At 76.0% G+C, this 24,971-nt stretch carries 22 protein-coding genes; 19 read left to right on the plus strand and 3 right to left on the minus strand.

Annotation, left to right across the window (positions count from 1 at the left end):
- The first annotated feature begins 104 nt into the window (after positions 1–104).
- The 7 genes from SM611_RS24870 (at position 105) to SM611_RS24900 (ending at position 10,063) form a co-directional block, all read left to right on the plus strand.
- Positions 105–1,124, plus strand: a complete 1,020-nt coding sequence (locus tag SM611_RS24870) for a carbamate kinase (protein WP_371952319.1) — start codon at positions 105–107, stop codon at positions 1,122–1,124.
- Between the two features lie 11 nt (positions 1,125–1,135).
- Positions 1,136–2,242: a barbiturase gene (gene bar / locus SM611_RS24875; RefSeq protein ID WP_371952320.1), complete on the plus strand. Its 1,107-nt coding sequence runs from the start codon at positions 1,136–1,138 to the stop codon at positions 2,240–2,242.
- Between the two features lie 68 nt (positions 2,243–2,310).
- Positions 2,311–3,006 (plus strand): SseB family protein, encoded by a 696-nt coding sequence (locus SM611_RS24880; protein ID WP_371952321.1) that lies wholly within the window; start codon positions 2,311–2,313, stop codon positions 3,004–3,006.
- A gap of 41 nt (positions 3,007–3,047) precedes the next feature.
- Complete coding sequence (locus SM611_RS24885) at positions 3,048–3,800, plus strand: phytanoyl-CoA dioxygenase family protein (protein ID WP_371952322.1); 753 nt, start codon at positions 3,048–3,050, stop codon at positions 3,798–3,800.
- A 43-nt stretch (positions 3,801–3,843) separates the two neighbouring features.
- Positions 3,844–6,816 carry a glycine--tRNA ligase gene (locus SM611_RS24890; RefSeq protein ID WP_371952420.1) on the plus strand — a complete coding sequence of 991 codons (2,973 nt, stop codon included), beginning with the start codon at positions 3,844–3,846 and terminating at the stop codon, positions 6,814–6,816.
- A 92-nt stretch (positions 6,817–6,908) separates the two neighbouring features.
- Positions 6,909–8,543, plus strand: a complete 1,635-nt coding sequence (locus SM611_RS24895; protein ID WP_371952323.1) for an AMP-binding protein — start codon at positions 6,909–6,911, stop codon at positions 8,541–8,543.
- Positions 8,540–10,063, plus strand: coding sequence for an MFS transporter (locus SM611_RS24900; protein WP_371952324.1), 1,524 nt, complete (start codon positions 8,540–8,542; stop codon positions 10,061–10,063). Before SM611_RS24895 ends, SM611_RS24900 begins: the two co-directional genes overlap by 4 nt.
- A 308-nt stretch (positions 10,064–10,371) precedes the next feature.
- On the opposite strand, the gene SM611_RS24905 is transcribed toward SM611_RS24900, so the two are convergent.
- A complete protein-coding gene (locus SM611_RS24905; protein WP_371952325.1) occupies positions 10,372–11,241 on the minus strand; it encodes a family 3 encapsulin nanocompartment shell protein in 870 nt (289 codons plus the stop codon).
- A gap of 196 nt (positions 11,242–11,437) precedes the next feature.
- Here SM611_RS24905 and SM611_RS24910 point away from each other — a divergent pair, with 196 nt between their 5' ends.
- The 6 genes from SM611_RS24910 to SM611_RS24935 are packed head-to-tail and all read left to right on the plus strand — an operon-like array spanning position 11,438 to position 18,004.
- Entirely contained in the window at positions 11,438–11,626 is a 189-nt protein-coding gene (locus SM611_RS24910) for a hypothetical protein (protein WP_371952326.1), read from the plus strand.
- Positions 11,623–14,373 carry a type 2 lanthipeptide synthetase LanM family protein gene (locus SM611_RS24915; protein ID WP_371952327.1) on the plus strand — a complete coding sequence of 917 codons (2,751 nt, stop codon included), beginning with the start codon at positions 11,623–11,625 and terminating at the stop codon, positions 14,371–14,373. Before SM611_RS24910 ends, SM611_RS24915 begins: the two co-directional genes overlap by 4 nt.
- Before the next feature lie 32 nt (positions 14,374–14,405).
- Positions 14,406–15,665 (plus strand): DegT/DnrJ/EryC1/StrS family aminotransferase, encoded by a 1,260-nt coding sequence (locus tag SM611_RS24920; protein WP_371952328.1) that lies wholly within the window; start codon positions 14,406–14,408, stop codon positions 15,663–15,665.
- Entirely contained in the window at positions 15,665–16,585 is a 921-nt protein-coding gene (locus SM611_RS24925; RefSeq protein WP_371952329.1) for a sulfotransferase, read from the plus strand. Before SM611_RS24920 ends, SM611_RS24925 begins: the two co-directional genes overlap by 1 nt.
- Positions 16,585–17,352, plus strand: coding sequence for an SDR family NAD(P)-dependent oxidoreductase (locus SM611_RS24930; RefSeq protein ID WP_371952330.1), 768 nt, complete (start codon positions 16,585–16,587; stop codon positions 17,350–17,352). The genes SM611_RS24925 and SM611_RS24930 overlap by 1 nt, the downstream gene beginning before the upstream one ends.
- A 22-nt stretch (positions 17,353–17,374) precedes the next feature.
- On the plus strand, positions 17,375–18,004 hold the full coding sequence (locus tag SM611_RS24935; RefSeq protein ID WP_371952331.1) for a nitroreductase family protein: 630 nt from the start codon (positions 17,375–17,377) through the stop codon (positions 18,002–18,004).
- Here SM611_RS24935 and SM611_RS24940 read toward each other — a convergent pair.
- Complete coding sequence (locus SM611_RS24940) at positions 18,001–19,020, minus strand: DUF2332 domain-containing protein (RefSeq protein ID WP_371952332.1); 1,020 nt, start codon at positions 19,018–19,020, stop codon at positions 18,001–18,003. The genes SM611_RS24935 and SM611_RS24940 overlap by 4 nt on opposite strands.
- An 80-nt stretch (positions 19,021–19,100) precedes the next feature.
- Between SM611_RS24940 and aroC the strand changes: the two genes are divergently transcribed.
- Genes aroC through aroQ form a run of 4 tightly spaced genes read left to right on the plus strand, consistent with a single transcriptional unit; the run spans position 19,101 to position 22,340 of the window.
- Positions 19,101–20,294 carry a chorismate synthase gene (gene aroC, locus SM611_RS24945; RefSeq protein WP_371952333.1) on the plus strand — a complete coding sequence of 398 codons (1,194 nt, stop codon included), beginning with the start codon at positions 19,101–19,103 and terminating at the stop codon, positions 20,292–20,294.
- A gap of 8 nt (positions 20,295–20,302) precedes the next feature.
- The gene (locus tag SM611_RS24950) at positions 20,303–20,812 is read left to right on the plus strand and encodes a shikimate kinase (protein WP_371952334.1); all 510 of its coding nucleotides are present in this window, start codon (positions 20,303–20,305) and stop codon (positions 20,810–20,812) included.
- On the plus strand, positions 20,809–21,882 hold the full coding sequence (aroB, locus tag SM611_RS24955; protein ID WP_371952335.1) for a 3-dehydroquinate synthase: 1,074 nt from the start codon (positions 20,809–20,811) through the stop codon (positions 21,880–21,882). The genes SM611_RS24950 and aroB overlap by 4 nt, the downstream gene beginning before the upstream one ends.
- Entirely contained in the window at positions 21,879–22,340 is a 462-nt protein-coding gene (gene aroQ, locus SM611_RS24960; protein ID WP_371952336.1) for a type II 3-dehydroquinate dehydratase, read from the plus strand. Before aroB ends, aroQ begins: the two co-directional genes overlap by 4 nt.
- 31 nt (positions 22,341–22,371) lie before the next feature.
- Here aroQ and SM611_RS24965 read toward each other — a convergent pair whose 3' ends face one another.
- The gene (locus SM611_RS24965; protein WP_371952337.1) at positions 22,372–22,947 is read right to left on the minus strand and encodes a TetR/AcrR family transcriptional regulator; all 576 of its coding nucleotides are present in this window, start codon (positions 22,945–22,947) and stop codon (positions 22,372–22,374) included.
- 248 nt (positions 22,948–23,195) lie between these two features.
- Here SM611_RS24965 and SM611_RS24970 point away from each other — a divergent pair, with 248 nt between their 5' ends.
- The gene (locus SM611_RS24970; RefSeq protein WP_371952338.1) at positions 23,196–23,861 is read left to right on the plus strand and encodes an enoyl-CoA hydratase/isomerase family protein; all 666 of its coding nucleotides are present in this window, start codon (positions 23,196–23,198) and stop codon (positions 23,859–23,861) included.
- Positions 23,862–23,924: 63 nt separating this feature from the next.
- A complete protein-coding gene (locus SM611_RS24975; RefSeq protein WP_371952339.1) occupies positions 23,925–24,971 on the plus strand; it encodes an LLM class F420-dependent oxidoreductase in 1,047 nt (348 codons plus the stop codon).

Genomic DNA, 24,971 nt, shown 5'->3' on the forward strand with positions numbered 1-24,971 from the left:
GGCGAACGGCCCCGGCCGGTTGGGCGGAGGTTGCCGAACGGGCGGCGTTCCTTGGGCTGGTTTCGCCCGTGAGCGCCGCCCGCCGCGCGGGTTAGCGTCCGTCCGTGACGTGGAACGGCGGGGGTTCGCTCAGCGGCGAGCGGATCCTGATCGCGCTCGGCGGCAACGCCATGACCGCGCCGGACGGCAGCGCCACCCCGGACGCGCAGGCGGCGGCGATCGAGGCCGCGATGGGGCACGTGGCGGACCTGGTCGCGGCGGGCGCGCGGGTCGCGCTCACGCACGGGAACGGGCCGCAGGTCGGCAACCTGCTGATCAAGAACCGGCTGGCGGCGGGCGTGGTGCCGCCCGTCCCGCTGGACTGGTGCGGCGCGCAGACCCAGGCCACCGTCGGTATGATGATCATGAACGCGCTGGAGCGGGCCCTCGCCGCGCGCGGCGCCGCCCGCCCGGTGGCGGCGCTGGTGACGCGGACGCTCGTGGACGCCTCCGACCCCGGGTTCGGCGCCCCCGCCAAGCCGATCGGCCGGTACTTCCCCGAGGAGCAGGCGCGCCGGTCCATGGCGCTCGGCGAGGTGTGGCGGCCGTTCGGGGAGCGGGGCTGGCGGCGCGTCGTCGCCTCCCCGGAGCCGCTGGAGATCCTCGACGCCGGCGCGGCGGCGGCGCTGCTGGACGCCGGGCACGTCGTCGTCGCGGCGGGCGGCGGGGGAGCGCCCGTGGTCCGGCGGGACGGGACGCTCCGCGGCGTCGAGGCCGTCGTCGACAAGGACCTGGCGGCGGCGCTGCTGGCCCGCCGCCTCGGCGCGACCACCCTCGTGATCGCCACCGACGTGGAGCACGCCATGACCGGGTTCGGGACGCCGCGGGCCCGCCCGCTGCGCCGCACCACGGCCGCGGAACTGGCCGAGCTCGCCGCCGCCGGGCACTTCGCGAGCGGCAGCATGGGCCCGAAGGTGGAGGCGGTGCGGCGGTTCGTCGCCTCCGGCGGGCGCCGCGCCGCGATCGCGTCGCTGGCCCGGCTCGGCGACGCCGCGCGCGGCCGGGCCGGGACGGTCGTCGAGGCGCGCGCCGGGACGGTCGTCGAGGCGCGGCGCGGGGTAGAGACCGATGACCAGAGCTGCTGAGGAGCGATGACGTGCCCGACCCGATCGAAGTCCGCAAGATCCCCATCGAGTCCGTGACCGACGCGTCCGGGCTGGCCCGGCTGATCGACGGCGGCGTCCTGGACGCCGACCGGGTCCTCGCCGTCGTCGGCAAGACCGAGGGCAACGGCGGCGTGAACGACTACACGCGGCTGCTCGCCGACCGCGCGTTCCGCGAGGTGCTGATCGCCAAGGGCACCCGGACGGCGGACGAGGTCGCGCGCGTCCCGCTCGTGTGGTCCGGCGGCACCGACGGGGTCCTCAGCCCGCACGCCACCGTCTTCGCCACCGTCGACCCCGCGACGGCGCCGGCGTCGGACGAGCCGCGCCTGTCGGTCGGCGTCGCGATGAGCGACGTCATCCTGCCCGAGGACATCGGCCGGCCCGCGATGGTCGAGACCGTCGCCGCCGGCGTCCGGGAGGCGATGAAGACCGCCGGGATCGACGACCCGGCCGACGTCCACTACGTGCAGACGAAGACGCCGCTGCTCACCCTCGACACGATCAACGACGCCAAGTCGCGCGGCCGCGACGTCGTCACCGAGGACACGCTCACGTCGATGGACATCTCCAACTCGACGACCGCGCTCGGCATCGCCGTCGCGCTCGGCGAGATCGAGGCGCCGTCGGCGGAGCGGATCCACAAGGACCTGTCGCTGTACTCGTCGGTGGCGTCGTGCTCGTCCGGCGTGGAGCTCGACCGCGCGCAGATCGTCGTCGTCGGGAACGTGCGCGGCATCGGCGGCCGGTACCGGGCCGGGCACGGTGTGATGAAGGACGCACTGGACGCCGACGGGGTCTGGGACGCGATCAGGTCCGCGGGTCTGGACCTGCCCGAGCGGCCCCGCACGTCCGACCTCGGCGACCGGCTCGTCAACGTGTTCATCAAGTGCGAGGCCGACCCGGGCGGCTCGGTCCGGGGCCGCCGCAACATCATGCTGGACGACTCCGACGTGCACTGGCACCGGCAGATCAAGGCGTGCGTCGGCGGCGTCGCCGCGTCCGTCACCGGCGACCCGGCGGTGTTCGTGTCGGTCGCGGCCGTCCACCAGGGGCCGTCCGGCGGCGGCACCGTGGCCGCCATCGCCGACCTCGGGTGACCGGGCGGGCGCGTACAGTATCCGAATCGATACACGCGGCGGTCGCCGGAGGTTATAGCCTTCCTGCCGTGTCCGGACTGACCATTCCCGAACCACAGTTCCCCGGGGACGACGGAAGCGCCGACCCGCGGTTGTGCGAAGCGCTCGCCGGGTACGCGGCCGGTCGCGTCGGCGCGCACGCGGTGCTGCGGCGGCTGCAGGGCGCCCGGCTCCTCGTCCCGATCGTCGCCGTCCTCACCGAGGCGGAGGACACGGCGCCCGGCGAGCCGCGCCGGGAGAAGTCGAGCGACATGGCGCTGCCCACGCTGATCGGCGACGACGGGCGGCGCGGCGTGCTCGGCTTCACCTGCACCGAGACGATGAAGGCGTGGCGCGCCGACGCCCGCCCGGTGACGGTCCGCGGCGGCGACGCGTGCCGCGCCGCCCTCGACGAGGGCGCCGACGCCCTGGTCGTGGACGTGGCCGGCCCGGTCCCGTTCGCCGTGGACGGGCTGCGCCTGCACCTGCTCGCCGAGGGCCGTCCCGTCCCGGCCCCGCACGAGGACCCGGACGTCCTCGCCGCCGTCGAGGCGGCGTTCGGGTCCGACGGGTCGGTGACCGGCGTCCGGGTGACCGAGGGGACGTCCGCCGAGGTCGCGGTGCGGTTCGCCGTCGTGCCGGGCCACGACGAGCGGCTCACCGTCCAGCGGGTCTCCGACCGGCTCGCCGAGCTGCTCCGCGGCCGGATCGTCGGCGGCGTCGAGCTGAACGTCCTGCGCCGGTAAACCGTTCGCGTCCGCCGGGCCCGGTTTGCGAGGCTGGCGCCATGATCGACCTTGACGCCTTCATCGCCGACGGGTTCGTCCGGGTGGCGGAGGCCTTCCCCCGGGAGCTGGCCGCCGAGTGCCGCGACGTCCTGTGGCGCGACACCGGCCGCGACCCCGACGATCCCGCGACCTGGACGCGGCCGGTCATCCGCCTCGGCGACTACGCCGGCGGGCCGTTCAGAGCCGCCGCGAACACGCCCCGCCTGCACGCCGCGTTCGACGCGGTCGTGGGCGAGGGGGCCTGGCTGCCGCGGGGGAGCCTCGGGACGTTCCCGGTCCGGTTCCCCGGCGACGAGCCGCCGGGCGACGACGGCTGGCACATCGACGCGAGCTTCCCCGGCGGCGACCCGTCCGACTTCATGGGCTACCGCGTGAACCTCGCCTCGAAGGGCCGCGCGCTCCTCATGCTGTTCCTGTTCTCGGACGTCGGGGACGACGACGGCCCGACCCGCATCCGCGTCGGCTCCCACCTGGACGTCCCGCCGATCCTGGAGCCCGCCGGCGACGCGGGGCTCGGGTTCATGGAGCTGGCGGGCAAGGCCGTCCCCGCGACCGAGCACCGCCCGCTCGCGCACGCGACGGGACGGGCGGGCGACGTGTACCTGTGCCATCCGTTCCTGGTGCACGCCGCGCAGGAGCACCACGGCACCCGGCCCCGGTTCATGGCGCAGCCCCCGCTGGCCCCGGCCGGGCCGCTCCCGGATGCGTCTCCCGTGCGCGTCGCGATCGGGCGAGGTCTCGGGCGGTTCTAGGCTTCATCCGTCCGCCGCCCTTTTGGAGACTCCCGTGCCGACCATGCAGGACGCCCTGATCCGGCTCACCGACTACTGGGCGGGGCGCGGCTGCCTCGTCGCGCAGCCCATGAACACCGAGGTGGGGGCCGGCACGCTGAACCCGGCCACCGCCCTGCGCGTCCTCGGGCCGGAGCCGTGGCGCGTCGCCTACACCGAGCCGAGCGTCCGCCCGGACGACTCCCGCTACGGCGACAACCCGAACCGGCTGCAGACCCACACGCAGTTCCAGGTGATCCTCAAGCCGGAGCCGGGCGACGCGCAGGAGCAGTACCTCGGCAGCCTCGCCGCGCTCGGCGTCGACCTGCGCGCCCACGACGTCCGGTTCGTCGAGGACGACTGGGCGTCGCCGGCGCTCGGCGCGTGGGGGCTCGGCTGGGAGGTCTGGCTGGACGGCCTGGAGATCACCCAGTTCACCTACTTCCAGCAGTCCGGCGGGCTGACGCTCGACCCGGTCTCGGTCGAGATCACGTACGGGATGGAACGCATCCTGATGGCACTGCAGGGCGTCTCCCATTTCAAGGACATCGCCTACGCGCCCGGCATCTCCTACGGTGAGGCGTTCGGGCAGGCCGAGTACGAGATGAGCCGGTACTACCTGGACGACGCCGATATCGCGACGAACCGGGAGCTGTTCGAGGCGTACGCGGCCGAGGCGCGGCGGACGCTGGACGCCCGGCTGCCCGTCCCCGCCCACTCCTACGTGCTGAAGTGCTCGCACGCGTTCAACGTCCTGGACGCGCGGGGAGCGATCGGCGCCACCGAGCGGGCCCGCGCGTTCGCCCGGATGCGCGGCCTCGCCCACGAGGTCGCCGCCCTGTGGGTGGAGCGCCGCGCGGAGCTGGGGCATCCCCTCGGCGACGCCGCGGCGCGGCCCGCCCCCGCCGAACCGGGCGCCCTTCCCGAGGCGGGCCCGGCCGGGACGTTCGCGCTGGAGATCGGCGTGGAGGAGCTGCCGCCGCACGAGGCCGGCCGGACGGCCGGGCATGTGGCGGAACGCCTGCGCGACGGGCTGCGGGAGGCCGGGCTGTACACCGACGCGTCGTCCCTCGACACGTGCGCGACGCCCCGCCGGATCATCGTGACCGTCCGCGGCCTGGAGGCCCGCGAGCCCGACGGCGAGCAGGTCGTGAAGGGGCCCCGGCTCGCCGCCGCCTACGACGACGCCGGAGAGCCGACGCGGGCGCTGCGGGGGTTCGCGCGCGGGCACGGCATCGACGTCGCGGACGTCGGCGCGGTCACCGTCGCGGGCGGGGAGTACGCCGGATTCACCCGCCGGGTGGTGGGACGCTCCGCCGCCGAGGTCCTCGCCGGGCTGCTCCCCGACCTCGTCGCCGGGCTCCGCTCCGGGAAGAACATGCGGTGGAGCGCGCCCGGACTGTCGTTCGCCCGCCCCGTCCGCTGGCTGCTCGCCCTGCTGGACGACCGGGAGGTCCCGTTCGCCGTCGCGGACCTCGTGGCCGGCCGCTCCACCCGCGTCCACCGGACGTCCGCCACGCCGCGCGTCGACGTGCCGGACGCCGCGTCGCTGACCGGCGTCCTGCGCGAGCACGGGATCGAGCCCGTCCCGTCCCGCCGCCGGGCCCGCATCGCCGAGGACGCCGCCGCCCTCGCCCGTTCGCGGAGCGGGACGGTCGACCTGGCCGCCGAGCACGCCCTCGTCGAGGAGATCGTCGACCTGGTCGAGGAGCCCGTCGCCGTCCTCGGCTCGTTCGACGCGAAGTACCTGGAGCTGCCGGAGGAGATCCTCACCACGGTCATGCGCAAGCACCAGCGCTACCTCCCGGTGCGCGGCCCGTCGGACCGCCTCCTGCCGCACTTCGTCGCGGTCGCCAACGGCGAATGCGACCGCGACGCCGTCCGGGCCGGGAACGAGGCCGTCCTCCGCGCGCGCTACGAGGACGCCTCGTTCTTCTTCCGCCAGGACCTCCGGAGCACGCCCGAGCAGCTCAAGGAGGGCCTCGCCAGGCTCACGTTCACCGAGGCGCTCGGGTCGATGGCCGACCGGTCGTCCCGCATCGCCGCGCTGGCCGCCGACCTGGCCGGGCGCCTCGGCCTCACCGGCGCGGAGCGCGCCGCGCTGGCCCGCGCCGCCGCGCTGGCGAAGTTCGACCTGGCCTCGTCCATGGTCATCGAGCTGTCCGGCCTCGCCGGGACGATGGCCCGCGAGTACGCCCGCCGCGCCGGCGAGGACGAGGCCGTCGCGCGCGCCCTCTACGAGATGGAGCTGCCCCGCTCCGCGGGCGACGCCCTGCCCGGCTCGGTCGCCGGGGCCGTGCTCGCCGCCGCCGACCGGCTCGACCTCCTGGCCGGGCTGTTCGCCGTCGGGTCCGCGCCGACCGGCAGCTCCGACCCGTTCGGGCTGCGCCGCGCCGCGCTCGCGCTGACCGCGATCCTGCGGGACGTCCCGCGCCTCGCGCCGGTCACCGTCGGGGACGGGCTCGCGCTCGCCGCCCGCCACCAGCCCGTCGCCGTCGCCCCCGGCGCGCTCGCGGAGGCCGAGCGGTTCATCGCGCGCCGCCTGGAGCAGAACCTCCTGGACGAGGGCCGGCCGGTGAGCGTCGTCCGCGCCGTGCTGCCGCTCGCGGGCGCGCCCGCCCAGGCCGCGCGGGCCGCCGCCGACCTGGAGGGGCTGATCGGGTCGCCCCCGTTCGAGCGGCTCACGACGGCGCTGCAGCGCGTCCTGCGCATCGTGCCCGACGCCGCCGAGGCCGGCTACGACCCGGACCTGTTCACCGAGCCCGCCGAGCACGCCCTGCACGAGGCGCTCACCCGCGTCACGGCCGAGCTGACCGCCCGGCCGTCCCTGCCCGAGTTCGCCGATGCCGCGTCCGCGCTGGTCGCGCCCATCGACGCCTACTTCGACGACGTGATGGTCATGGCCGAGGACCCCGGCGTCCGCGCCAACCGCCTCGGCCTCCTCGCCGCCGTCCGGGACGCGGTCGCCCCCGTCCTCGGCTGGCGCGAGATCGCCTGACCGGGGCGGCCGCTCTTCGTCAACACTGGCCGTTGCCGTCACCGCCGCGCCGTGGTCATGATCAAGTGACCCCCGCATGGAAGGGCTCGACGATGGCGAACCTTCACGACGCACAGGAGTTCCGGCGGCGCGGCTGGTGGCGGGACGGAACGTTCCTGGACGACCTCGACCGATGGGCGGACGCCGCCCCGGACCGCCCGGCGGTGGTGGGCCACGTCTGGGAGACCGGGGACGGCCCCGACGTCGTCCTCACCTACGCGCAGCTGGCGGAACAGGTGGACCGGTGCGCGGCCGGCCTCGCCGGCCTCGGAATCGGGCCCGGCGACCGGGTCGCGATGCAGCTGGTCAACCAGTGGCAGGCCACCGTCCTCGCGCTCGCCTGCGGGCGCGCGGGCGCGGTCGCCGTGCCGTACTACATCGCGACGGGCGCCGCCGACACCGAGTGGATCCTGCGCGAGTCCCGCGCCGCCGCCGTCGTGTCCCTGGACGGGGTGCGCGGCCTGGAGATCGCGGCGGTCATCGCCGGGATGCGGGACCGGCTCCCCGGGCTGCGGCACCAGATCGTGGTGGGGGACGAGGTCCCCGAGGGCGCGATCGGCTTCGAGACGGGCCTGCTCGCGGGCGCGGGCGCCGCGCCCGCGCACCGGCCGTCCGGCGACGACGTCCTGCAGATCATGTACACGTCGGGGACGACCGGGCGGCCCAAGGGCGTCCGGCACTCGCACAACACGCTGTACGCGATGGCGCGCTCCTACACCGTCCCGCTCGGGCTCGGCGAGGACGACGTGCTGTCCACGCCGTGCATCGTCGGCGGGCAGGGCGGCTGGCTCTACGGGATGCTGGCGCCGCTCGTCGCCGGCGCGACCGCCGTGTGGGCGGACGCGTTCAAGCCGGGCGACTTCCTCGACCTCGCCGAGCGGTACGGGATCACCGCCGCGTACTTCACGCCGTTCGTCCTGGACGAGCTGGTCGCGGAGCAGCGGGCGCGTCCGCGGCGGGTCGCGCTGCGGCACATGGTCACCGGGTCCACGCCGATCCCGCCGGACCTGCCGGGGCGCTTCCGCGACACGTTCGGGTTCCCCGTCCGGTCGCTGTGGGGGATGACCGAGAACGGCGGCGTCACGATCAGCCGCGCGGACGACCCGCCGGACTGGGCGTCCCGCAGCGACGGCCGCCCCGTCGCGTGGATGTCGGTGCGGCTCGTGGACGAGGACGGCGCGGTCGTCGCGGACGGGCCGGGCCGCCTGGAGGTCCGCGGCGCCAACATGTGCCTCGGCTACGAGGGCGCCGACGAGGCGTTCGCCGCCGCGCTGCACGACGGGTGGTTCGCCACCGGCGACCTGGCCCGGCCGGACGGGCGCGGCGGCATCAAGGTCATCGGCCGCACCAAGGACATGATCAACAAGGGCGGGCTGCACGTGCCCGGCGTCACGGTGGAGGGCGTCCTGCGCGCCGACCCGCGCGTCGCGGAGGTCGCGGTCGTCGGGGAGCCGGAGCCGCTGCTCGGCGAGACCGTCGTCGCCGTCGTCGTCCCCGCGCCGGGCGCCGCGCCGCCCACGCTGGAGGACCTCCGCAAGCGGGTCGCGGACGCGGGGCTGACGCCCGGCTACGAGCCCGACCGGCTGGAGGTCGTCGCCGAGCTGCCCAAGACCCCGACCGGGAAGGTCCGCAAACGCGTCCTGGAGGAGGAGTTCGCCCGGAGGGCCGGCACCGCCGCCGCCCAGTGAGCGCCGGGCCGCGCGCGAGGCCGCTCGCGGGCCTGCTCGCACCGCCGCGGGACGCGGCCCGGCGGCGGGCGCTGGCGCTCGCCGCGGTCGTCGTCGCCAACGTCATGGCGGTGGTCGACTACAACATCGTCAGCATCGCGATCCCGCAGCTGCTCCGCGCCTTCCCGGGCAGCACCCTCGCCGGGCTGTCCTGGACGATCACCGCCTACACGGTGGTGTTCGCCGCCGTCCTGCTGCCCGCCGGCGGGATGGCCGACCGGCTCGGGCCCAAGCGGATCTTCCTCGGCGGCCTCGCGGTGTTCACGCTCGGCTCGGCCGCGTGCGCGCTCGCGACCGGGCCGCTCGCGCTCGTGCTGGCGCGGATGCTGCAGGCCACCGGCGGCGGCGCCGTCGTCGCGCTGTCGATCTCGGTGGGGCTGAGCGAGTTCCCCGGCCGGGTCGGGCACGCGTTCGGGCTGCTCGGCGCCGCCGCGGGCATCGCGGGCGCGAGCGGTCCCGCGCTCGGCGCGGCGCTGCTCGCCCTCGGCGGCTGGCGCTGGATCTTCCTGATCAACCTGCCGCTCGGCGCGCTCGCGCTGGCCTGCGCCGCGGCCGGCGTCCCCGCGCGTCCCCCGGCGGGGCACGGGCCGCGCGGGCCCGGGCCGGCGGAGCAGGGGCCGGCGGAGCAGGGGCCGGCGGAGCGCGGGCTGCCCGACCTGCTCGGCGCGGCGCTGCTCGCGGGCGGCGTCGCGGCGCTGGTCCTCGGCGTCGTGCAGGGCCCGGACTGGGGCTGGAGCGACGGCCGGACGGCGGCGGCCCTCGCCGCCGGCGCCGCGCTGTCGTGCCTCGGGGTGCGCCGCTCGCTCCGCCATCCCCGCCCGGCGGCCGATTTCACGCTGCTGCGCGCCCGGTCCACGGCCGCGGGCAACGCGGCGATGGCGCTGCTGAGCGTCACCCAGTTCGCGGTCGCGCTGTGCGTGGCGCTGTTCCTGACCGAGCGCTGGGGCTACTCGGTGCTCGCCGCCGCGATCGCGCTCACGCCCGGACCGCTGACCTCGGCCGTCGTCTCCTGGCGGAGCGGGCCGCTGGTCCGCCGCGCCGGGGCGCGGGCGGTCGCGGTCGCGGGCGGCGCGCTCGGCGCGGCCGGCTGGTGCTGGCCCCTCGCGGCGGACGCGCTCGGCGCCGGGCGGAGCTACCCGGTCGTGGTGCTGCCCGCGCTCGTCGCCGGGACGGCCGGGACGGCGGCGGCCGCCGTGGCGATCGAGACCATCGCGATGGCCGCCGTCCCGCCCGCCCGGTTCGGCAGCGGCAGCGCGCTGATCATGCTGGCCCGGTCGGCCGGCGCGGCGGCCGGGATCGGCGGCCTCGCGGCCGTGCTGCACGAGCCGGACGGGACGGCGTTCGCCGTCGCGTGGGCGGGGCTCGCGGCCGGGATGCTGGCGACGGCGCTCGCGGGCGTCGCGGCCCGGCCGCCCGGGGTTCCGCCGCCCGCCGGGGAACGGGGGCGCCCGCGGCCCCGGAAGGTGCCGCGGGCGCCGTAGCGCCGTGACGGTAATTCGGCGCCCGCTGCCGACAATTGATGCGACCGAATTCAGGCTCGCGGGCATTTGCAGTCCCGCGGGCAATTACGGCCTGCGCTGCGGCAGCATTTCGATCCGATCCGATGGTTTACCAGGGCGTCGTGCGCATACGATTCACCTCCTGGGCTCGCGGGGACGTGGAATGGCCGTTGACCGGCATCGGCGAAGGGTCACCACGGGGGGGTGCGCATGTCGTTCACCTCCATTTCTCGCGGTCGCGGGCCCCTCGGCCGGGGCCCGGGGGAGCACCGGGGGAGGCCGGAGGCGGGTCAGAGGCCCAGCAGGGCGAAGTGCTGGGGCAGGTGGACGGCCAGGCCGAGGCGCATCGCGGCGGTGATCGTCGCCTCGCCGTCGCCGGCGGGGCGGCGCAGCGCGAGCGTCGACTCCTCGCCGTCCAGCAGGGTGATGCCGGCGCGGAAGTCGCCGAGCAGGACCCGGTCCCGCTCGATCATGCGCGTCCGGGTGACGCGCAGCCCCGCCGCGTCCAGCGAGGGCAGTGCGCCGCCGCCCACGAGCCGCCAGTACAGGGCCGGGTGCATGACGAGCCCGTCGCAGGAGCCGCCCATCTCCTCCACCTCGGCGCAGCCGTCCATCAGCGCGTCCAGCACCGCGCCGATCCGGCCGCCCGCCGCCGGGGAGGCGAGCCGGCGCAGCCCGTCCAGGCGCAGCAGCCCGGGGATCGCGCCGTCGTCGCTGCCGTGCAGCAGCACCTCGTTCTCCACCGTGCACAGCCGGACGATCACGCGGTGGTCGACGAAGCGGGCGAGCAGCGCCGGGTCGTGGCACAGCTCGGCGGGCACCGGCACGGCGACGGAGATCTCGGTCAGCTCCGCCTTGGCGACCGCCGGGCGGAACACCGCCTCGGGCGTCGCGCCGTAGCGGGTGCCGCGCTCGCCGTCGCGGCCGGTGTCCCGGTGCTCGCGCACGTAGCGAAGGGTGCGGTCGGTGACGGTGCCGGCCTTGGCCTGCGCCCGCACGGTCGGCCGGGGGCGGGTGGAGGCGAGCGGGAACAGCGTCGTCAGCGGCGCCCGGAGCCGGACCGCCGCGTCGCCCCCGGCCGCCCGCGCGACCGCGATCGCCAGTTCCTCGCCCGGGCCGCGCTCGCGCAGCCCGGGGTCGTCGATGAGGTAGTCCAGCACGGAGAACTCCCGTCAGAACACGCCTTGCGCGGCCGCTCGGATCTCGGGTCGCCGACAAATGCACGATGCCGGTCCTGCACCGTGCCAAACGAGAGGGTAAGCACATCCGCGGAGAAATGAAAAGGGTCCCCTTCGATCTTGTTCGGAAAATTCGATTCATGGTAGAACGTCCTTGCGGATTGGAAGGGATGGTGACATGCCGAAGCCGGATAATGCGGCCGGGCCGGCCACGGAGTTCACCGACCCGGTGATCGATCCCGATCGCGGGACCGGTCCGCGCCCGGCCGCCCGGCCCGCCCCCGGCTGCCCCCTGCGCGCCGCGCCCCCGGGCGCGGACCCCGAGGAGCGTGCCGACCGGCCCGGCGACGCGGGCGGCGCGGCATGAGCGCCGCGGCTCCGGCCTCCACCGGCGCGCCGGACGACCTCACGGGCACCGGTGCCGGCACCGGTCTCGGCCTGTTGGAGATCGCCCGCCCCCTGATCGACCGTGCGCGCGACGCCCTGCGCGGCGAGCTCGACGCCCTGCCGGGCCTGCCCGGCGGCCTGGCCGGGCTCCTCGTTCGCGAGCCGCCGCTCGGCTGGCTCGCGATGGCCGTCCAGCCGGCGCTGGCCCGCGAGCTCGGCGCGGCGCGGCGGCGCGGCCTGGCCGGCGCGACGCCCCGGGAGCGCCACGACGCGTTCGTGCGGAGCCTCCGCGGCCCCGCCGCCGCGGCCCGGATCTGGGCGGAGTACCCCGTCCTCGCCGGGCAGGCCGCGGGACTGCTGGACGCCTGGGTCGCCGCCCGCACCGCCTTCGCCCGCGACCTCGCCGCCGACCTGCCCTCGCTCGCCGCCGCCTTCGGCGACCTCGGCGACCTCGGCGATCTGCACGGCGTCGCCTTCGGGTCCGCCGAGACGCACCGGGGCGGCAGGACGGTCGCGATCGTCCGGTTCGAGCGCGCCGCGGTCGTCTACAAGCCGCGGAGCCTCGCCGTCGACCTGTGCTTCGACCGCCTGCTCGGCTGGTTCAACGCGGCGGACGGCGTGCCGCACCCGCTGCGCCGGCCCGGCCTCCTGGACCGCGGCGACCGAGGCTGGAGCGAGTACGTCGCGCCCGCCCCCTGCGACCCGGAGACGCTGCCCGCGTTCTTCTGGCGGATGGGCGCGCTGCTCGCGCTGACCCACGCCGTGCACGGCTACGACCTGCACGCCGACAACGTGATCGCCGCCGGCGCCGATCCCGTGGTGGTCGACCTGGAGGCCCTGTTCCACACCGAGGGGACACAGCCGATGGCGCGCCGCGCGCGGCTCGGCGACCCGGCCGCCGCGCGGCTGGCGGAGTCCGTGCTGCGCACCGGCCTGCTCCCCGGCCCGCTCGTCATGCCCGACACCGGCACCGAACTGCCCTTCGGCGTCGACATCAGCCCGCTCGGCATCGCCCCCGGCCGCCGCTCCCTCATCCCGACGCCGGTCGTCGAGCACGCCGGCACCGACCGGATGCGGGTCGGGCTCGGCTACCGGACCGTCCCCGCGCCCGAGGGGCGGCTGCGCCTGCCGGACGGCGGGACCGCCGACCCGCGCCCGCACCGGGGCTCCCTCACCGCCGGGTACGCGTTCGCCTACCGCCGGCTCGCCGCCGCCGGGACCGGCCTCCTCGCGGAGGACGGGCCGCTGCACGGCTGCGCGGACGCCCCGGTCCGGCTGATCCAGCTGTCGACGTTCCTCTACGTCCGGCTGCTGCTGGACGGCTGGCGCCCTGAGGCGGTGCGCGACCCCGCCGTCCGCGAGCGCGGCCTCGACCGGCTCGCGGCCGGCTGGCCCGGCGTCCCGCACCGGGAGACCCTCGTCGAGGCGGAGAAGGCGGCGCTGCGGCGCGGCGAGGTGCCGGTCTTCGAGGTCCGCCCCGGGCATCGCGACGTGTGGCTGGAGGACGGGACGCGCCTCCCCGGCGTCCTGCCGGCCGCGCCCCTGGAGGCGACGGCCGCCCGCCTGGCCGCGCTGGGGGAGGACGACCTGGCCGCGCAGCTGGAGATCGTCGACGCGAGCCTCGCCGCGCTGGACACCCGCCCCCGCGCCGGCCATGCCGCGCACGCGCCGGCCGGCGACGACCCGGTGCGCGCCGCCCTGGACGTCGCCCGGCGGCTCGACGCGACCGCCGTGCGCGACGGCGGCCGGATCGGCTGGCTCACCGTCGAGGTCGTCGACGCCGCGTCCCGTCGCGTCGCGCCCGCCGGGCTCGACCTCTACGGCGGCCTGCCCGGCATCGGCCTGTTCCTGTCCTACCTGTCCGCCGCGACCGGCGAGCGGTGGGTCGCGGCGCTGGCCGAGAGGGTCGCCGACGAGGTCGTCCTGCGCTGCCGCGCGTCCGCCGCCGTGCCCGCGCTCGGCCCCGCCTACCACCTCGCGCACGCCGCCGCCGTGCACCGCCGCCCGGACCTGGCCGAGGCGGCCCGCGACGCGCCGCCGCCCGCGCCGTCCGGCCCCTCCGTGCTCGGCCCCTCCGTGCTCGGTCCCTCCGTGCTCGGCCCCTCCGTGCTCGGCCCCTCCGTGCTGGACGGCGAGGCCGGCGCGCTGCTGTCCGCGCTCGCCCTGCACGCCGTCCTGCCCTGCGACGCGGTGCGGGAGGCGGCGCGGGCCGGCGGCGAGCGGCTCATGGCCCTGGAACCCGCGGGCGCCGGCTTCGGCTACGGAGCGCCCGGCGCGGCGGTCGCCCTCCACCGCCTGCACGGCCTCCTCGGCGACCCCCGGCACGCGTCCCGGGCGCGGGAGCTCGCCGACCCGGGCCCGGTGGCCGAGCCCGGCTGGTGCCAGGGCGCCGCCGGCACCGGCCTCGCGCTCCTGGAGCTCTCGGCCGCCGCGCCCGGCCTGGAGCGTTCCCTGGACGCCGCCGCGCGGACCGTCCGCGAGTCCGGCCCGCCGCCGGACGGCTCGCTCTGCCACGGCGCGTCCGGGCTCGCCGAACTGCGCGCCGCCCTCGGCGACCCCGCCCCCGCCGCGTCCGCCCCCCGCCCGTCCGGCGAGCGGCGCACCGCCCTGCCCGCGCCCGCGCCCGGACTCCTCGCCGGCCTGTCCGGCATCGGCTACGGGCTGCTGCGCCGCGCGTTCCCCGCCGACGTGCCACCGGTGCTCGCGCTGGCGCCCCCGCACCCCTGAGCCATGCTCCCGTTCCCCCCGGAGGAGACGACATGACCGTGGACGTTCAGCCCGGCCTGCTCGCCATCGACGGCGCCGCGCCGGTGCGCACCGAACCCTGGCCCACCTACGACAAGGGCGACGTCTTCATCGGCGACGACGACCTGGACGACGCGCTCGGCGCGATCCGGGACCGGCTCTACTTCCGCTACGACCACCGCCCGTACGCCGAGACGCGGACCGGCCTGTTCGAGCGGGACCTGTGCGCGTACTTCGGCGTCCCGCACGCGCTGTCGTGCTCCAGCGGCACCGCCGCGATCGCGCTCGCGCTGCTCGCCCTGGACCTGCCGCCCGGCTCCCTCGTCGCCTGCCCCGCCTTCACCTTCGCCGCCACGCCCAGCGCGATCCTGCTCGCCGGGCACCGCCCCGTCCTCGTCGAGTGCGACGACGACCTGCACATGGACGTCGCCGACCTGCGCCGCCGCCTCACCCCGGCGGTCCGCGCGATCGTCGTCGTGCACATGCGCGGGTTCGCCTCCGACATGGACGCGATCTGCGCGCTCGCCCGCGAGCACGGCGTCCCCGTGGTCGAGGACGCGGTGCCCGCGCTCGGCGCCCGGCTGAACGGCCGCCTCCTCGGCACCTTCGGCGACGCGGGCGCGTTCAGCACCCAGTCCGACAAGTCGCTCAACACCGGCGAGGGCGGGTTCCTGCTCGCCCGCGACCCGGCCGTGCACGCCCGCGCCGTCGTCTACTCCGGCGCCTACGAGGGCCGGATGGCGCGGCACTTCGACGGCCCGCCGCCGCCCGTCGACGACCTGGCCCTGCCGATCTTCAGCCTGCGGATGGACGAGGTCCGGGCCGCGCTCGCCCGCCCGATGCTGCGCCGCCTGCCCGACCGGCTCGCCGCGCACCGCCGCAACCACGACGACGTCGCCGCGCGGCTCGCGGACGTGCCCGGCCTCGCGCTGCGCCGCCCGGTCGCCGAGGGCGCCTACCTCGGCGAGGCGCTGGTGTTCCGGCTCCCCGGCGCCGGCGCCCGCTGCACCGCGTGGACCGCCGCCGCGCTGCGCGCCGAGGGCATCGACGCCCGCGCGCTCGGCGACCCCGGCGACACCAACGTCCGCGCCTTCTGGAACTGGCGTTTCCTGTTCCCCGACGCGGCGCGCGCCCGCGCCGAGCACCCGGCCACGGCCGCGCGGCTCGACGAGGCGATCGACATCCCGCTGTCGGCGAACCTCACCCAGCGGGACCGCGACCACGTCGTCGAGGCCGTCCGGAAGGTCGTCGGCTCCGGCGCGGGACGCTCCTGATGGTCCGCGTCCTGTACGTGACGGGCTGGTGCCGGAGCGGGACGACCCTGCTCGGCAACCTCCTCGGCGAGGCGCCCGGCGCCGTCCACGTCGGCGAGCTGCGCTACCTGTGGACGAACGGCGTCCTCGGCCGGGGCACCAACTCGCTGTGCGGATGCGGGCAGGACATCCCGTCGTGCCCGCTGTGGAAGGCCGTCATCGGGCGGCTCGCCGGCGACGACCTCGACTGGCACGCCGAGCGCACCGTCCGGCGGCAGCAGTCCGCGCTGCGGACCCGGCACACCGGCCGCCGGCTCGCCGAGGCCCGGCGCGTCCGCGGCGTCCACCCCGCCGTCCGGGACCTGGCCGCCCTGTACGCGGCCATCGCGGACGAGACCGGCGCCGGGCTGATCGTCGACACCGGCAAGTTCCCCGCCGAGGCCGCCGCGCTGTGCGGGGCGCCCGGCGTGGACGCCCGCGTCCTGCACGTCGTCCGGGACCCGCGCGCCACCGCCGAGTCGTGGCGGCGCGCGAAGGAGTACATCCCGGCGATGGGCCCCGCCCGCAGCACCGCCTACTGGACGGGGTTCAACCTGGCGTCCGAGCGCGTCGCCCGCGCGTTCCCCGGCCGGTGCCTGCGGCTCCGCTACGAGGACTTCGCCGCCCGCCCCCGCGCCGAGCTGGCGCGGGTCATGCGGCACGCGGGCCTCGCCGGCGACCCGCCCGTCGACGCCGCCGGCACGGCCCGGCTGGGCGTGAACCACACCGTGACCGGCAACCCCGACCGGCTGCGGCGGGGCCCGGTCCGGATCCGGGCGGACGACGCGTGGGTGCGCGCCCAGCCCGCGTCCGCCCGCGCCGTCGCCACCGTCCTCGCCGCGCCGCTGCTCGCCCGCTACGGCTACCCGCTGCGCCCCGCCCCCGCCCCCGAGGAGGCCTGATGGATCTCGGACTGCGCGGCCGGGTCGCGCTCGTCGCCGCCGCGACCAGCGGGCTCGGCCTGGCCACCGCCCGCGAGCTCGCCGCCGCCGGCGCGCACGTCGCGTTCTGCGGGCGCGACGAGGCCAGGCTGGAGCCGGCCCGCAAGGAGATCGACGCGGCGGGACCGGGGCGCGCCGTCCCGACCCGGCTCGACGTCCGCGACCACGCCGCCACCGCCGCCTGGGTGCGCGACACCGCCGCCGCTCTCGGCGGGCCGCACGTCCTGGTCACGAACGCGGGCGGCCCCCCGGCGGGGCCCGCCCTCGGGTTCGGCGCCGACGCCTACCGCGACGCCGTCGAGCTGTGCGTGCTGTCCCACATCGCGCTCGTGCAGGCGGCCGTCCCGCACATGCGGGACGCGGGCTGGGGCCGCATCCTCATGATCGCGTCCGAGACGATGCGGCAGCCGGCGCCGGAACTCGCGCTGTCCAGCACCGTGCGGCCCGCCCTCGCCGGGTTCGCCAAGTCGCTCGTCCGCGAGCTGGGTCCCGCCGGGATCACCGTCAACGTCCTCGCGCCCGGCTACCACCTGACCCCGGCCGTGGAGGCGCTCGCGGGCCCGGACCGCGACGCCGGCCTCGCCGGGATCGCCGCCGGCATCCCCCTCGGCCGGCTCGGCTCGCCCGCCGACTTCGGCGCCGCCGCCGCGTTCCTCGCGAGCGAGCGGGCCGGCTTCATCACCGGAACCACCCTGCTGGTGGACGGCGGCCTCAGCCGGGGGATCTGAGGCGGCCGAGAACGGAGGCGCAGTGGAGTTCGACGACGTGCTCGCCGCGCGGCGGATGGTCCGCCGCTACCGGCCCGACCCCGTCCCCGCCGAGACCGTGGAGAAGATCGCCGCGACGATCCGGAAGGCCCCGAGCGCCGGGTTCAGCCAGGGCCACCGCCTCGTCGTCGTCACCGACCGCGCGACGCGCGAGCGCGTCGCCGAGCTCGCCGAGGAGTCCCGCTACCCGGAGAAGTGGCTGTCGGTCGCGCCCGTCCTCATGGTGATCGGCGTCCGCGAGGACGACTACCACGACCGCTACACCCGGCCCGACAAGCTCATCGACGGCAAGGAGATCGAGTGGCCCGCCCCCTACTGGTGGGTCGACTCCGGCGCGTTCCTCATGCTGATCCAGCTCGCCGCGATCGACGCGGGCCTCGCGACCGGGTTCGCGACCGTCCGCCGCAAGGACGAGCTCAAGGCGCTGCTCGGCATCCCGGGCGACGTCGCCGTGGTCGGCGTCGCCACCATCGGCCACCCCCGCGAGGACGCCGTGGCCCCGTCCGACACCGCCCGCCTGCGCTCGATGCGCAAACCCCTCGGCGAGCTCGTCCACCACGAGACCTGGACCGCCCCCCAGGAGAACCGGGCCGACGAGAAGCGGGCCGGTTAGAACCAGGTCGTCGGCAGGCCGTGCGCCGGGCCCTCGCCGAGGACCGCGGGCTCGCCGCCCGGCCAGAGCCGCAGCGTCACGACCTGGACGGCGTCCAGGCGGGAGGGGTCCCGGCCCTCGAACGACAGGCGGGCCACGGGCGCGTCGCCGGTCGCCGCCGCCCCGGCGTCCTCGATGTGCCGGTCGACGCGGGCGGCCTCGTCCGGTGACAGGTAGGCGCGCATCGTCGAGTGCCACACGACGGTGACGACGCCCCGCTCCGGGGCCAGGCCGTCCAGGAACCCGGCCGCGCCCGCGCGGACGACCTCCGCCGGGACGCGGGCCGCGACCTCGAACGCCGCCCGCAGCCGCGCCACCCGCTCCGCCTGGTCGGGCCACACGTACGACAGGAGCCGCCGCCGGCCGTCCGCCGAGGCCGCGTCCACCGGGCTCGGGTCGCATCCGCGCCGCCCGGCGATCACGAGCGGCGCGTCCACCGGGGGAAGCCCCCGCCAAGCGCCGGGCAGGACGACCGGTGACTCCGGGCCGTACGCGCCGCCCTCGTGCAGGAACCGGAAACGGTCGGCGCGCAGGTTCAGGCCCGCGCTCGCGCCGATCTCCAGCAGCCTGACCGGCAGCCCCGTCGCCTCGGCGACCGCCAGGAGGCCCCCGACGAGCGGGGCCGACCGCCCCACCTCGTTCGTCTGCGGCGGGTCGGCGGCGCCTTCGCGCACCTCCGCCGCGTGCCCGGCCAGGACGTCCCGGAACGCCGGCCAGGCCCGCAGCGGGTCCCGCGTCCCGCCCGCGGTCGGGTAGTGCGCGGCCAGTTCGGGCGCCCGCCCCTCCAGCACGATCCGGTGCACCGTCCCGAGCATCCCGAGGATGAAACCGGAGCCCGTGCGGTCTCCGAGCACCCCGGCGACCGCCCCGCCCGGATCGTCCGCCGCCCGCAGGAGCAGCTCCGCGTACATCGGCGACCCCAGCTCGGCGCACGCCCGCGCCTGGGCGAGCAGCGCCCTCCTCATCGCCCCCGGCATCGCCCCACCTCCGCCGCCGAGCCTCTCAGATGGTGGACGTCCGTCACGGGCGGGCGCGCGGAGTCAATAGGATCGGGGGCATGCTGCGCTGGTTGACCGCGGGGGAGTCCCACGGCCCGGCCCTCACCGCGATCGTGGAGGGGCTGCCGGCCGGCGTGCGCGTGACCTCGGGGGACATCGCCGAGGATCTGCGCCGCCGGCGGCTCGGGCACGGGCGGGGCGCCCGGATGAAGTTCGAGCAGGACGAGGTGACGATCCTCGGCGGCGTCCGGCACGGGGTGACGCTCGGCGGGCCGGTCGCGATCGAGATCGGCAACACCGAATGGCCGAAGTGGGAGACGGTCATGTCGGCCGACCCCGTCGACGCCGGCGTCCTCGCCGCCCTGAGCCGGGGGCAAGGGGGGAGGAACGCCCCGCTCTCGCAGCCGCGGCCCGGTCACGCCGACCTCGTCGGCATGCAGAAGTACGGCTTCGACGACGCGCGCCCGGTGCTGGAGCGGGCGAGCGCCCGGGAGACGGCCGCCCGGGTGGCGCTGGGCACGGTCGCCAAGGCGTTCCTCGAGCAGGCCATCGGCGTGGACGTCCTCAGCCACGTGATCGCGCTCGGCGAGGTCCAGGCGCCCGACGGCGTCCTGCCCGAGCCGGGCGATCTCGCCCGCGTCGACGAGAGCCCGGTGCGCTGCTTCGACCCGGACGCGTCCGCCGCCATGGTCGCGCACATCGACGAGACCAAGAAGGCCGGGGACACGCTCGGCGGCGTCGTGGAGGTCCTCGCCTACGGGCTCCCGCCCGGCCTCGGCAGCCATGTCCACTGGGACCGGCGGCTCGACTCGCGGCTCGCCGGCGTCCTCATGGGCATCCAGGCGATCAAGGGCGTCGAGCTCGGCGACGGGTTCACCACCGCGCGGCGGCCCGGGTCGCGGGCGCACGACGAGATCGACGGCACTCCCGAGGGCGTCCGCCGCCGGACGAACCGGGCCGGCGGCGTCGAGGGCGGCATGACCACCGGCGAGGTGCTGCGGGTCCGCGCCGCGATGAAGCCGATCTCGACCGTCCCGCGGCGGCTCGACACCATCGACGTGAAGACCGGCGGGCCCGCCAAGGCGATCAACCAGCGCAGCGACGTCACCGCCGTCCCCGCCGCCGGGGTCGTCGCCGAGGCGATGGTCGCGCTCGTCCTCGCGGACGCGGCGCTGGAGAAGTTCGGCGGCGACTCCGCCGAGGAGACCGCGCGCAACCTGCGCGGATACCTGTCCGCCCTGACGATCAAGTGAGCGGGACCATGCGACCGAAGGCAGTCATCATCGGGCCGCCCGGCTCGGGCAAGTCCACGATCGGCGGCGCGCTCGCCGAGCGCCTCGGCGTCACGCTGCGCGACACCGACGCCGACGTCGAGGCCGCGGCCGGCAAGCCGATCGGCGAGATCTTCATCGACGACGGCGAGGAGCGCTTCCGCGAGCTGGAGCGCGCCGCCGTCGCCGCGGCCCTCGCCGAGCACGAGGGCGTCGTCGCGCTCGGCGGCGGCGCCGTCCTCGCCGCCGAGACCCGGGAACTGCTCGGCGGGCACACCGTCGTCTACCTGAAGGTCGGCCTCTCGGAGGCGATCAAGCGGGTCGGGCTCGCCTCCGCGCGGCCGCTGCTCGTCCTCAACCCGCGCAGCCAGATGCGCAAGCTCCTGCAGGAGCGCCTCCCCATCTACGAGAGCCTCGGCACGCTCAGCGTCGACACCGACGGCCGCGACCCCGCCGACATCGTCGAAGAGGTCGCCAAGGCCCTGGAAAGCGCGGCATGACGCAGGCCAGGGTCCACGTCGGCGGCGCCGACCCCTACGACGTCGTCATCGGGACGGGCGTCCTCGGCGAGCTGCCCGCCATGGTCGGCGAGCGCGCCCGCACCGTCGCCGTCGTCCACGCCGAGGGGCTGCCGGAGATCGCCCGGCCCGTCCGCGGCGCGCTGGAGCAGGCCGGGTACGCCGTCCACGCGCTGCCCGTCCCGGACGGCGAGGCCGCCAAGGAGGTCGGCGTCCTCGCGGGCCTCTGGTCGTCCTTCGCCCGTCTCGGCATGACCCGCACGGACGTCGTCGTCGGCGTCGGCGGCGGCGCCACCACCGACCTCGCCGGGTTCGCGGCGGCGTCGTGGCTGCGGGGGGTGCGCGCCGTCCTCGTCCCCACCACGCTGCTCGGCATGGTGGACGCCGCGGTCGGCGGCAAGACCGGCATCAACGTCCCCGAGGGCAAGAACCTCGTCGGCGCGTTCCACCCGCCCGCCGGCGTGCTGTGCGACCTCGCCACGCTGATGACGATGCCGCACGAGGACTACGTCAGCGGCCTCGCCGAGATCATCAAGGCCGGGTTCATCGCCGACCCGGCGATCCTGGAGCTGGTCGAGGACGACCCGAAGGGCGCCGCGTCCCCCGACGGCCCGCACACCCGCGAGCTGGTCGAACGCGCCGTCCGGGTCAAGGCCGGCGTCGTCTCCGCCGACCTCAGGGAGGGCGGCCTGCGCGAGATCCTCAACTACGGCCACACCCTCGCCCACGCGATCGAGAAGGCCGAGGACTACAGGTTCCGCCACGGCCACGCCGTCGCGATCGGCATGGTCTACGCCGCCGAGCTGTCCCGCCTCGCCGGGCGGCTGCCCGCCGGGACCGTCCAGCGGCACCGCGACGTCCTCACCTCCGTCGGCCTGCCGGTGTCCTACGCCGCCGACTGGGCCGGCCTGCGGGCCACCATGTCCATCGACAAGAAGTCGCGCGGATCGACGCTGCGCTTCGTCGTCCTCGACGGCATCGCCGAGCCGGGCCGCCTCGAAGGCCCGGACGAGGCGCTGCTCGCCGCCGCCTACAGGGAAATCACCTCATGACCCGCGTGCTCGTCCTGAACGGCCCCAACCTGCGCCGGCTCGGCGTCCGCGAGCCCGAGAAGTACGGCACGACCAGTTTCGACGACCTCGCCGCCCTCTGCCGCGACACCGGCCGCCGCCTCGACCTGAACGTGGAGGTCCGGCAGACCGACGACGAGGCCGAGATGGTCCACTGGGTGCACGAGGCCTGCGACGAGCGCATCCCGATCGTGCTGAACCCGGCCGCGTTCACCCACTACTCCTACTCCCTCCGCGACGCCCTCGCCCAGCGCACCGCCCCGCTCATCGAGGTCCACATCACCAACCCCGCGACCCGCGAGGAGTTCCGCCACACCTCCGTGGTCGCGGGCGTCGCGACCGGCACCATCGCGGGGTTCGGCCCCATGTCCTACGTCCTCGCCCTCCAGGCCATCGCCGGACTCCTCGCCGAGCAGTCCCAGCGGTCCGGGCGGCCCTGAGAGTCCGGGCGGCCCTGGGCTCCCGGCAGTCCTAGGAGTCCTGGACGGCGCCGCGCGTCAGGTCCTTCAGCTCGGCGACCACGTCGTCCAGCGGGGCGACGTCGCGGTGGGCGCGGCAGAGGATGGTCGCGCCCTCGACGGCGGCGACGATGAGGCGGGCCAGGCGGGCGGCGCGTTCGTCGGGGACGCCGGCGTTGCCGAGTCCGGTCGCGAGGGTGTCCTGCCAGCGGCCGAACACCGCCGCGGCGGCCGCGGCGAGCTGCGGCGCCTCGTCGTGGGACTCCACGGTCACCGCGACGACGGGGCAGCCCGCCCGGAACTCGCTCTTGATCAGCACCTGCCGCCACCAGCCGACGAAGGCGTCCACGGCGGACGCGGCGTCGCCGCCCTCCGTGGCGGCGAGGATCCCGGCGTTGAGGAACTCCCCTGCGTAGCGGACGGCCTCCTCGGCGAGCTGCGCCTTGCCGTCCGGGAAGTGGTGGTAGATCGACCCGCGCGGGGCGCCGCTGTGCGCGATGACGTCGCGGAACCCGGTGCCGCTGTAGCCGCGCTCGCGGAAGAGATAGGCGGCGCTGCGCACCATGCGTTCCCGGCTGTCGGTCCCCATGGCTTGATTATGACCTTCATCATAGGCCGTTCGCATTGACCATGACAATCGTCATAAAGAATTCTTCCTATGACGGACGTCCTACTGAGGTGAGGGGACCGGATGGAGACCACGGCGGGCCTGGAGCAGCTCAGGGAACTGCTCGAGGCGGGCGCGAGGAACGGGGCCCACGGGACCACCGCCTGCATGGTCTTCCCGCCGGCCACCGGCGCGTAAGGTTCCGCTCAGGCACGGATGAAGGAGACATCGTGATCGACCTGCAGCGCGACGGGGACGTCCACGTCCTGCGCTTCGACGCCGGCGAGAACCGGTTCGGCCCCGACTTCCTCGGCGCGGTCGAGGGCGCGCTCGACACCGTGGCGAAGAGCGACGGGCCCGCCGCCCTGGTCACCGTCGGCACCGGCAAGTTCTACTCCAACGGCCTCGACCTCGACTGGCTCTCCGCGAACCAGGACAAGTTCGAGGAGTACCTGGGCCGCGTGCACGGAATGTTCGCGCGCATCCTGGAGCTGCGGATGCCCACCGTCGCGGCCCTGAACGGCCACGCGTTCGCCGGCGGCGCCATGCTCGCCCTCTGCCACGACTTCGCCGTCATGCGGACGGACCGCGGCTACTTCTGCCTGCCCGAGGTCGACCTCGGCATGACCTTCACGCCCGGCATGAACGCGCTCCTCAAGGAGCGGCTGCCGAAGGCCACCGCGCACGAGGCCATGCTCACCGGCCGCCGCTACACCGCCGAGCAGGCGCTGGACGCCGGGATCGTGCAGCGGACCGCCGCCGAGGACGAGGTCCTGCCCGCCGCGGTCGAGCTGGCGGCGGCGTCGGCGGGCAGGAACGGTTCGACCGTCGCCGGGATCCGCGCGGATCTGTACCGGCCGGTGCTGGACGCCCTGCACGGGCCCGCCCTGCGCTGACCGCCCGGCGGCGGAGTAGGTTACGTTCGACTGGAATCGGATTCGGTTAGGGAGAGGATGCCGATGCGCATCGGGATGGCGCTCAGCTACTCGGGCGGTTTCAAGGAGACCGTCGAGGAGCTGTCCGACTACGAGAAGGCCGGGCTCGACATCGTCTACGTCGCGGAGGCCTACAGCTTCGACGCGGTGAGCCAGATGGGCTTCATCGCGGCCAAGACCGAGCGGCTGGAGATCGCCTCCGGCATCCTGAACATCTACTCGCGGACGCCCACCGCGATGGCGCAGACCGCCGCCGGCCTCGACTACGTGTCGGACGGCCGGTTCACGCTCGGCATCGGCGCGTCCGGCCCGCAGGTCATCGAGGGCTTCCACGGCGTCCCCTACACCGCCCCGCTCGGCCGCACCCGCGAGGTCATCGAGATCTGCCGCAAGGTGTGGCGGCGGGAGCGGCTCCAGCACGACGGCAAGTACTACAAGCTGCCGCTGCCGGAGGGCCAGGGCACCGGCCTCGGCAAGCCGCTGAAGCTCATCAACCACCCCGTCCGCGCCGACATCCCGATCCTGGTCGCCGCGATCGGGCCGAAGAACGTCGAGCAGACCGCCGAGATCGCCAACGGGTGGGAGCCGATCTTCTACATGCCGGAGAAGGCCGCCGACGTGTGGGGCGCGTCCCTCGCCGCGGGCAAGGCCCGCCGCGACCCGTCCCTCGGCGAGCTGGACGTCGTCGGCCAGGCCGCGCTCGCCATCGGCGACGACGTGCAGGGCTACCTGGAGTTCGGCCGCCCGATGGCGGCGCTCTACATCGGCGGCATGGGCGCCAAGGGCAAGAACTTCTACAACGACCTCGCCCGCCGCTACGGCTTCGAGAAGGAGGCCGAGGAGATCCAGGACCTGTACCTGGACGGCAAGAAGGACGAGGCCGCCGCGAAGGTCCCGCAGGAGCTGCTGGAGAAGATGTCGCTCATCGGGTCCGAGGGCCACGTGCGCGAGCGGCTCGCCGCGATGAAGGAGTCCGGGATCACGACGCTGAACGTGTCGCCGATCGCGGGCGACCACAAGGGCCGGCTCGCCCTGATCGAGAAGGTCAAGGAGATGGCCTCCGAGATGTGA

The organism is Actinomadura monticuli, from assembly GCF_041463655.1.
GTDB classification, from domain to species: Bacteria; Actinomycetota; Actinomycetes; order Streptosporangiales; family Streptosporangiaceae; genus Spirillospora; species Spirillospora monticuli.

Bases quoted from the DNA above. Each gene is read 5' to 3' on its own strand.
- SM611_RS24920 (WP_371952328.1), top strand. From the start codon at position 14,406: ATGACCGTGGACGTTCAGCCCGGCCTGCTCGCCATCGACGGCGCCGCG.
- SM611_RS24940 (WP_371952332.1), bottom strand. From the start codon at position 19,020: ATGCCGGGGGCGATGAGGAGGGCGCTGCTCGCCCAGGCGCGGGCGTGC.
- aroC (WP_371952333.1), top strand. From the start codon at position 19,101: ATGCTGCGCTGGTTGACCGCGGGGGAGTCCCACGGCCCGGCCCTCACC.
- SM611_RS24915 (WP_371952327.1), top strand. From the start codon at position 11,623: ATGAGCGCCGCGGCTCCGGCCTCCACCGGCGCGCCGGACGACCTCACG.
- SM611_RS24885 (WP_371952322.1), top strand. From the start codon at position 3,048: ATGATCGACCTTGACGCCTTCATCGCCGACGGGTTCGTCCGGGTGGCG.
- SM611_RS24925 (WP_371952329.1), top strand. From the start codon at position 15,665: ATGGTCCGCGTCCTGTACGTGACGGGCTGGTGCCGGAGCGGGACGACC.
- SM611_RS24950 (WP_371952334.1), top strand. From the start codon at position 20,303: ATGCGACCGAAGGCAGTCATCATCGGGCCGCCCGGCTCGGGCAAGTCC.
- aroQ (WP_371952336.1), top strand. From the start codon at position 21,879: ATGACCCGCGTGCTCGTCCTGAACGGCCCCAACCTGCGCCGGCTCGGC.
- SM611_RS24910 (WP_371952326.1), top strand. From the start codon at position 11,438: ATGCCGAAGCCGGATAATGCGGCCGGGCCGGCCACGGAGTTCACCGAC.
- aroB (WP_371952335.1), top strand. From the start codon at position 20,809: ATGACGCAGGCCAGGGTCCACGTCGGCGGCGCCGACCCCTACGACGTC.
- SM611_RS24895 (WP_371952323.1), top strand. From the start codon at position 6,909: ATGGCGAACCTTCACGACGCACAGGAGTTCCGGCGGCGCGGCTGGTGG.
- SM611_RS24930 (WP_371952330.1), top strand. From the start codon at position 16,585: ATGGATCTCGGACTGCGCGGCCGGGTCGCGCTCGTCGCCGCCGCGACC.
- SM611_RS24890 (WP_371952420.1), top strand. From the start codon at position 3,844: ATGCAGGACGCCCTGATCCGGCTCACCGACTACTGGGCGGGGCGCGGC.
- SM611_RS24965 (WP_371952337.1), bottom strand. From the start codon at position 22,947: ATGGGGACCGACAGCCGGGAACGCATGGTGCGCAGCGCCGCCTATCTC.
- SM611_RS24975 (WP_371952339.1), top strand. From the start codon at position 23,925: ATGCGCATCGGGATGGCGCTCAGCTACTCGGGCGGTTTCAAGGAGACC.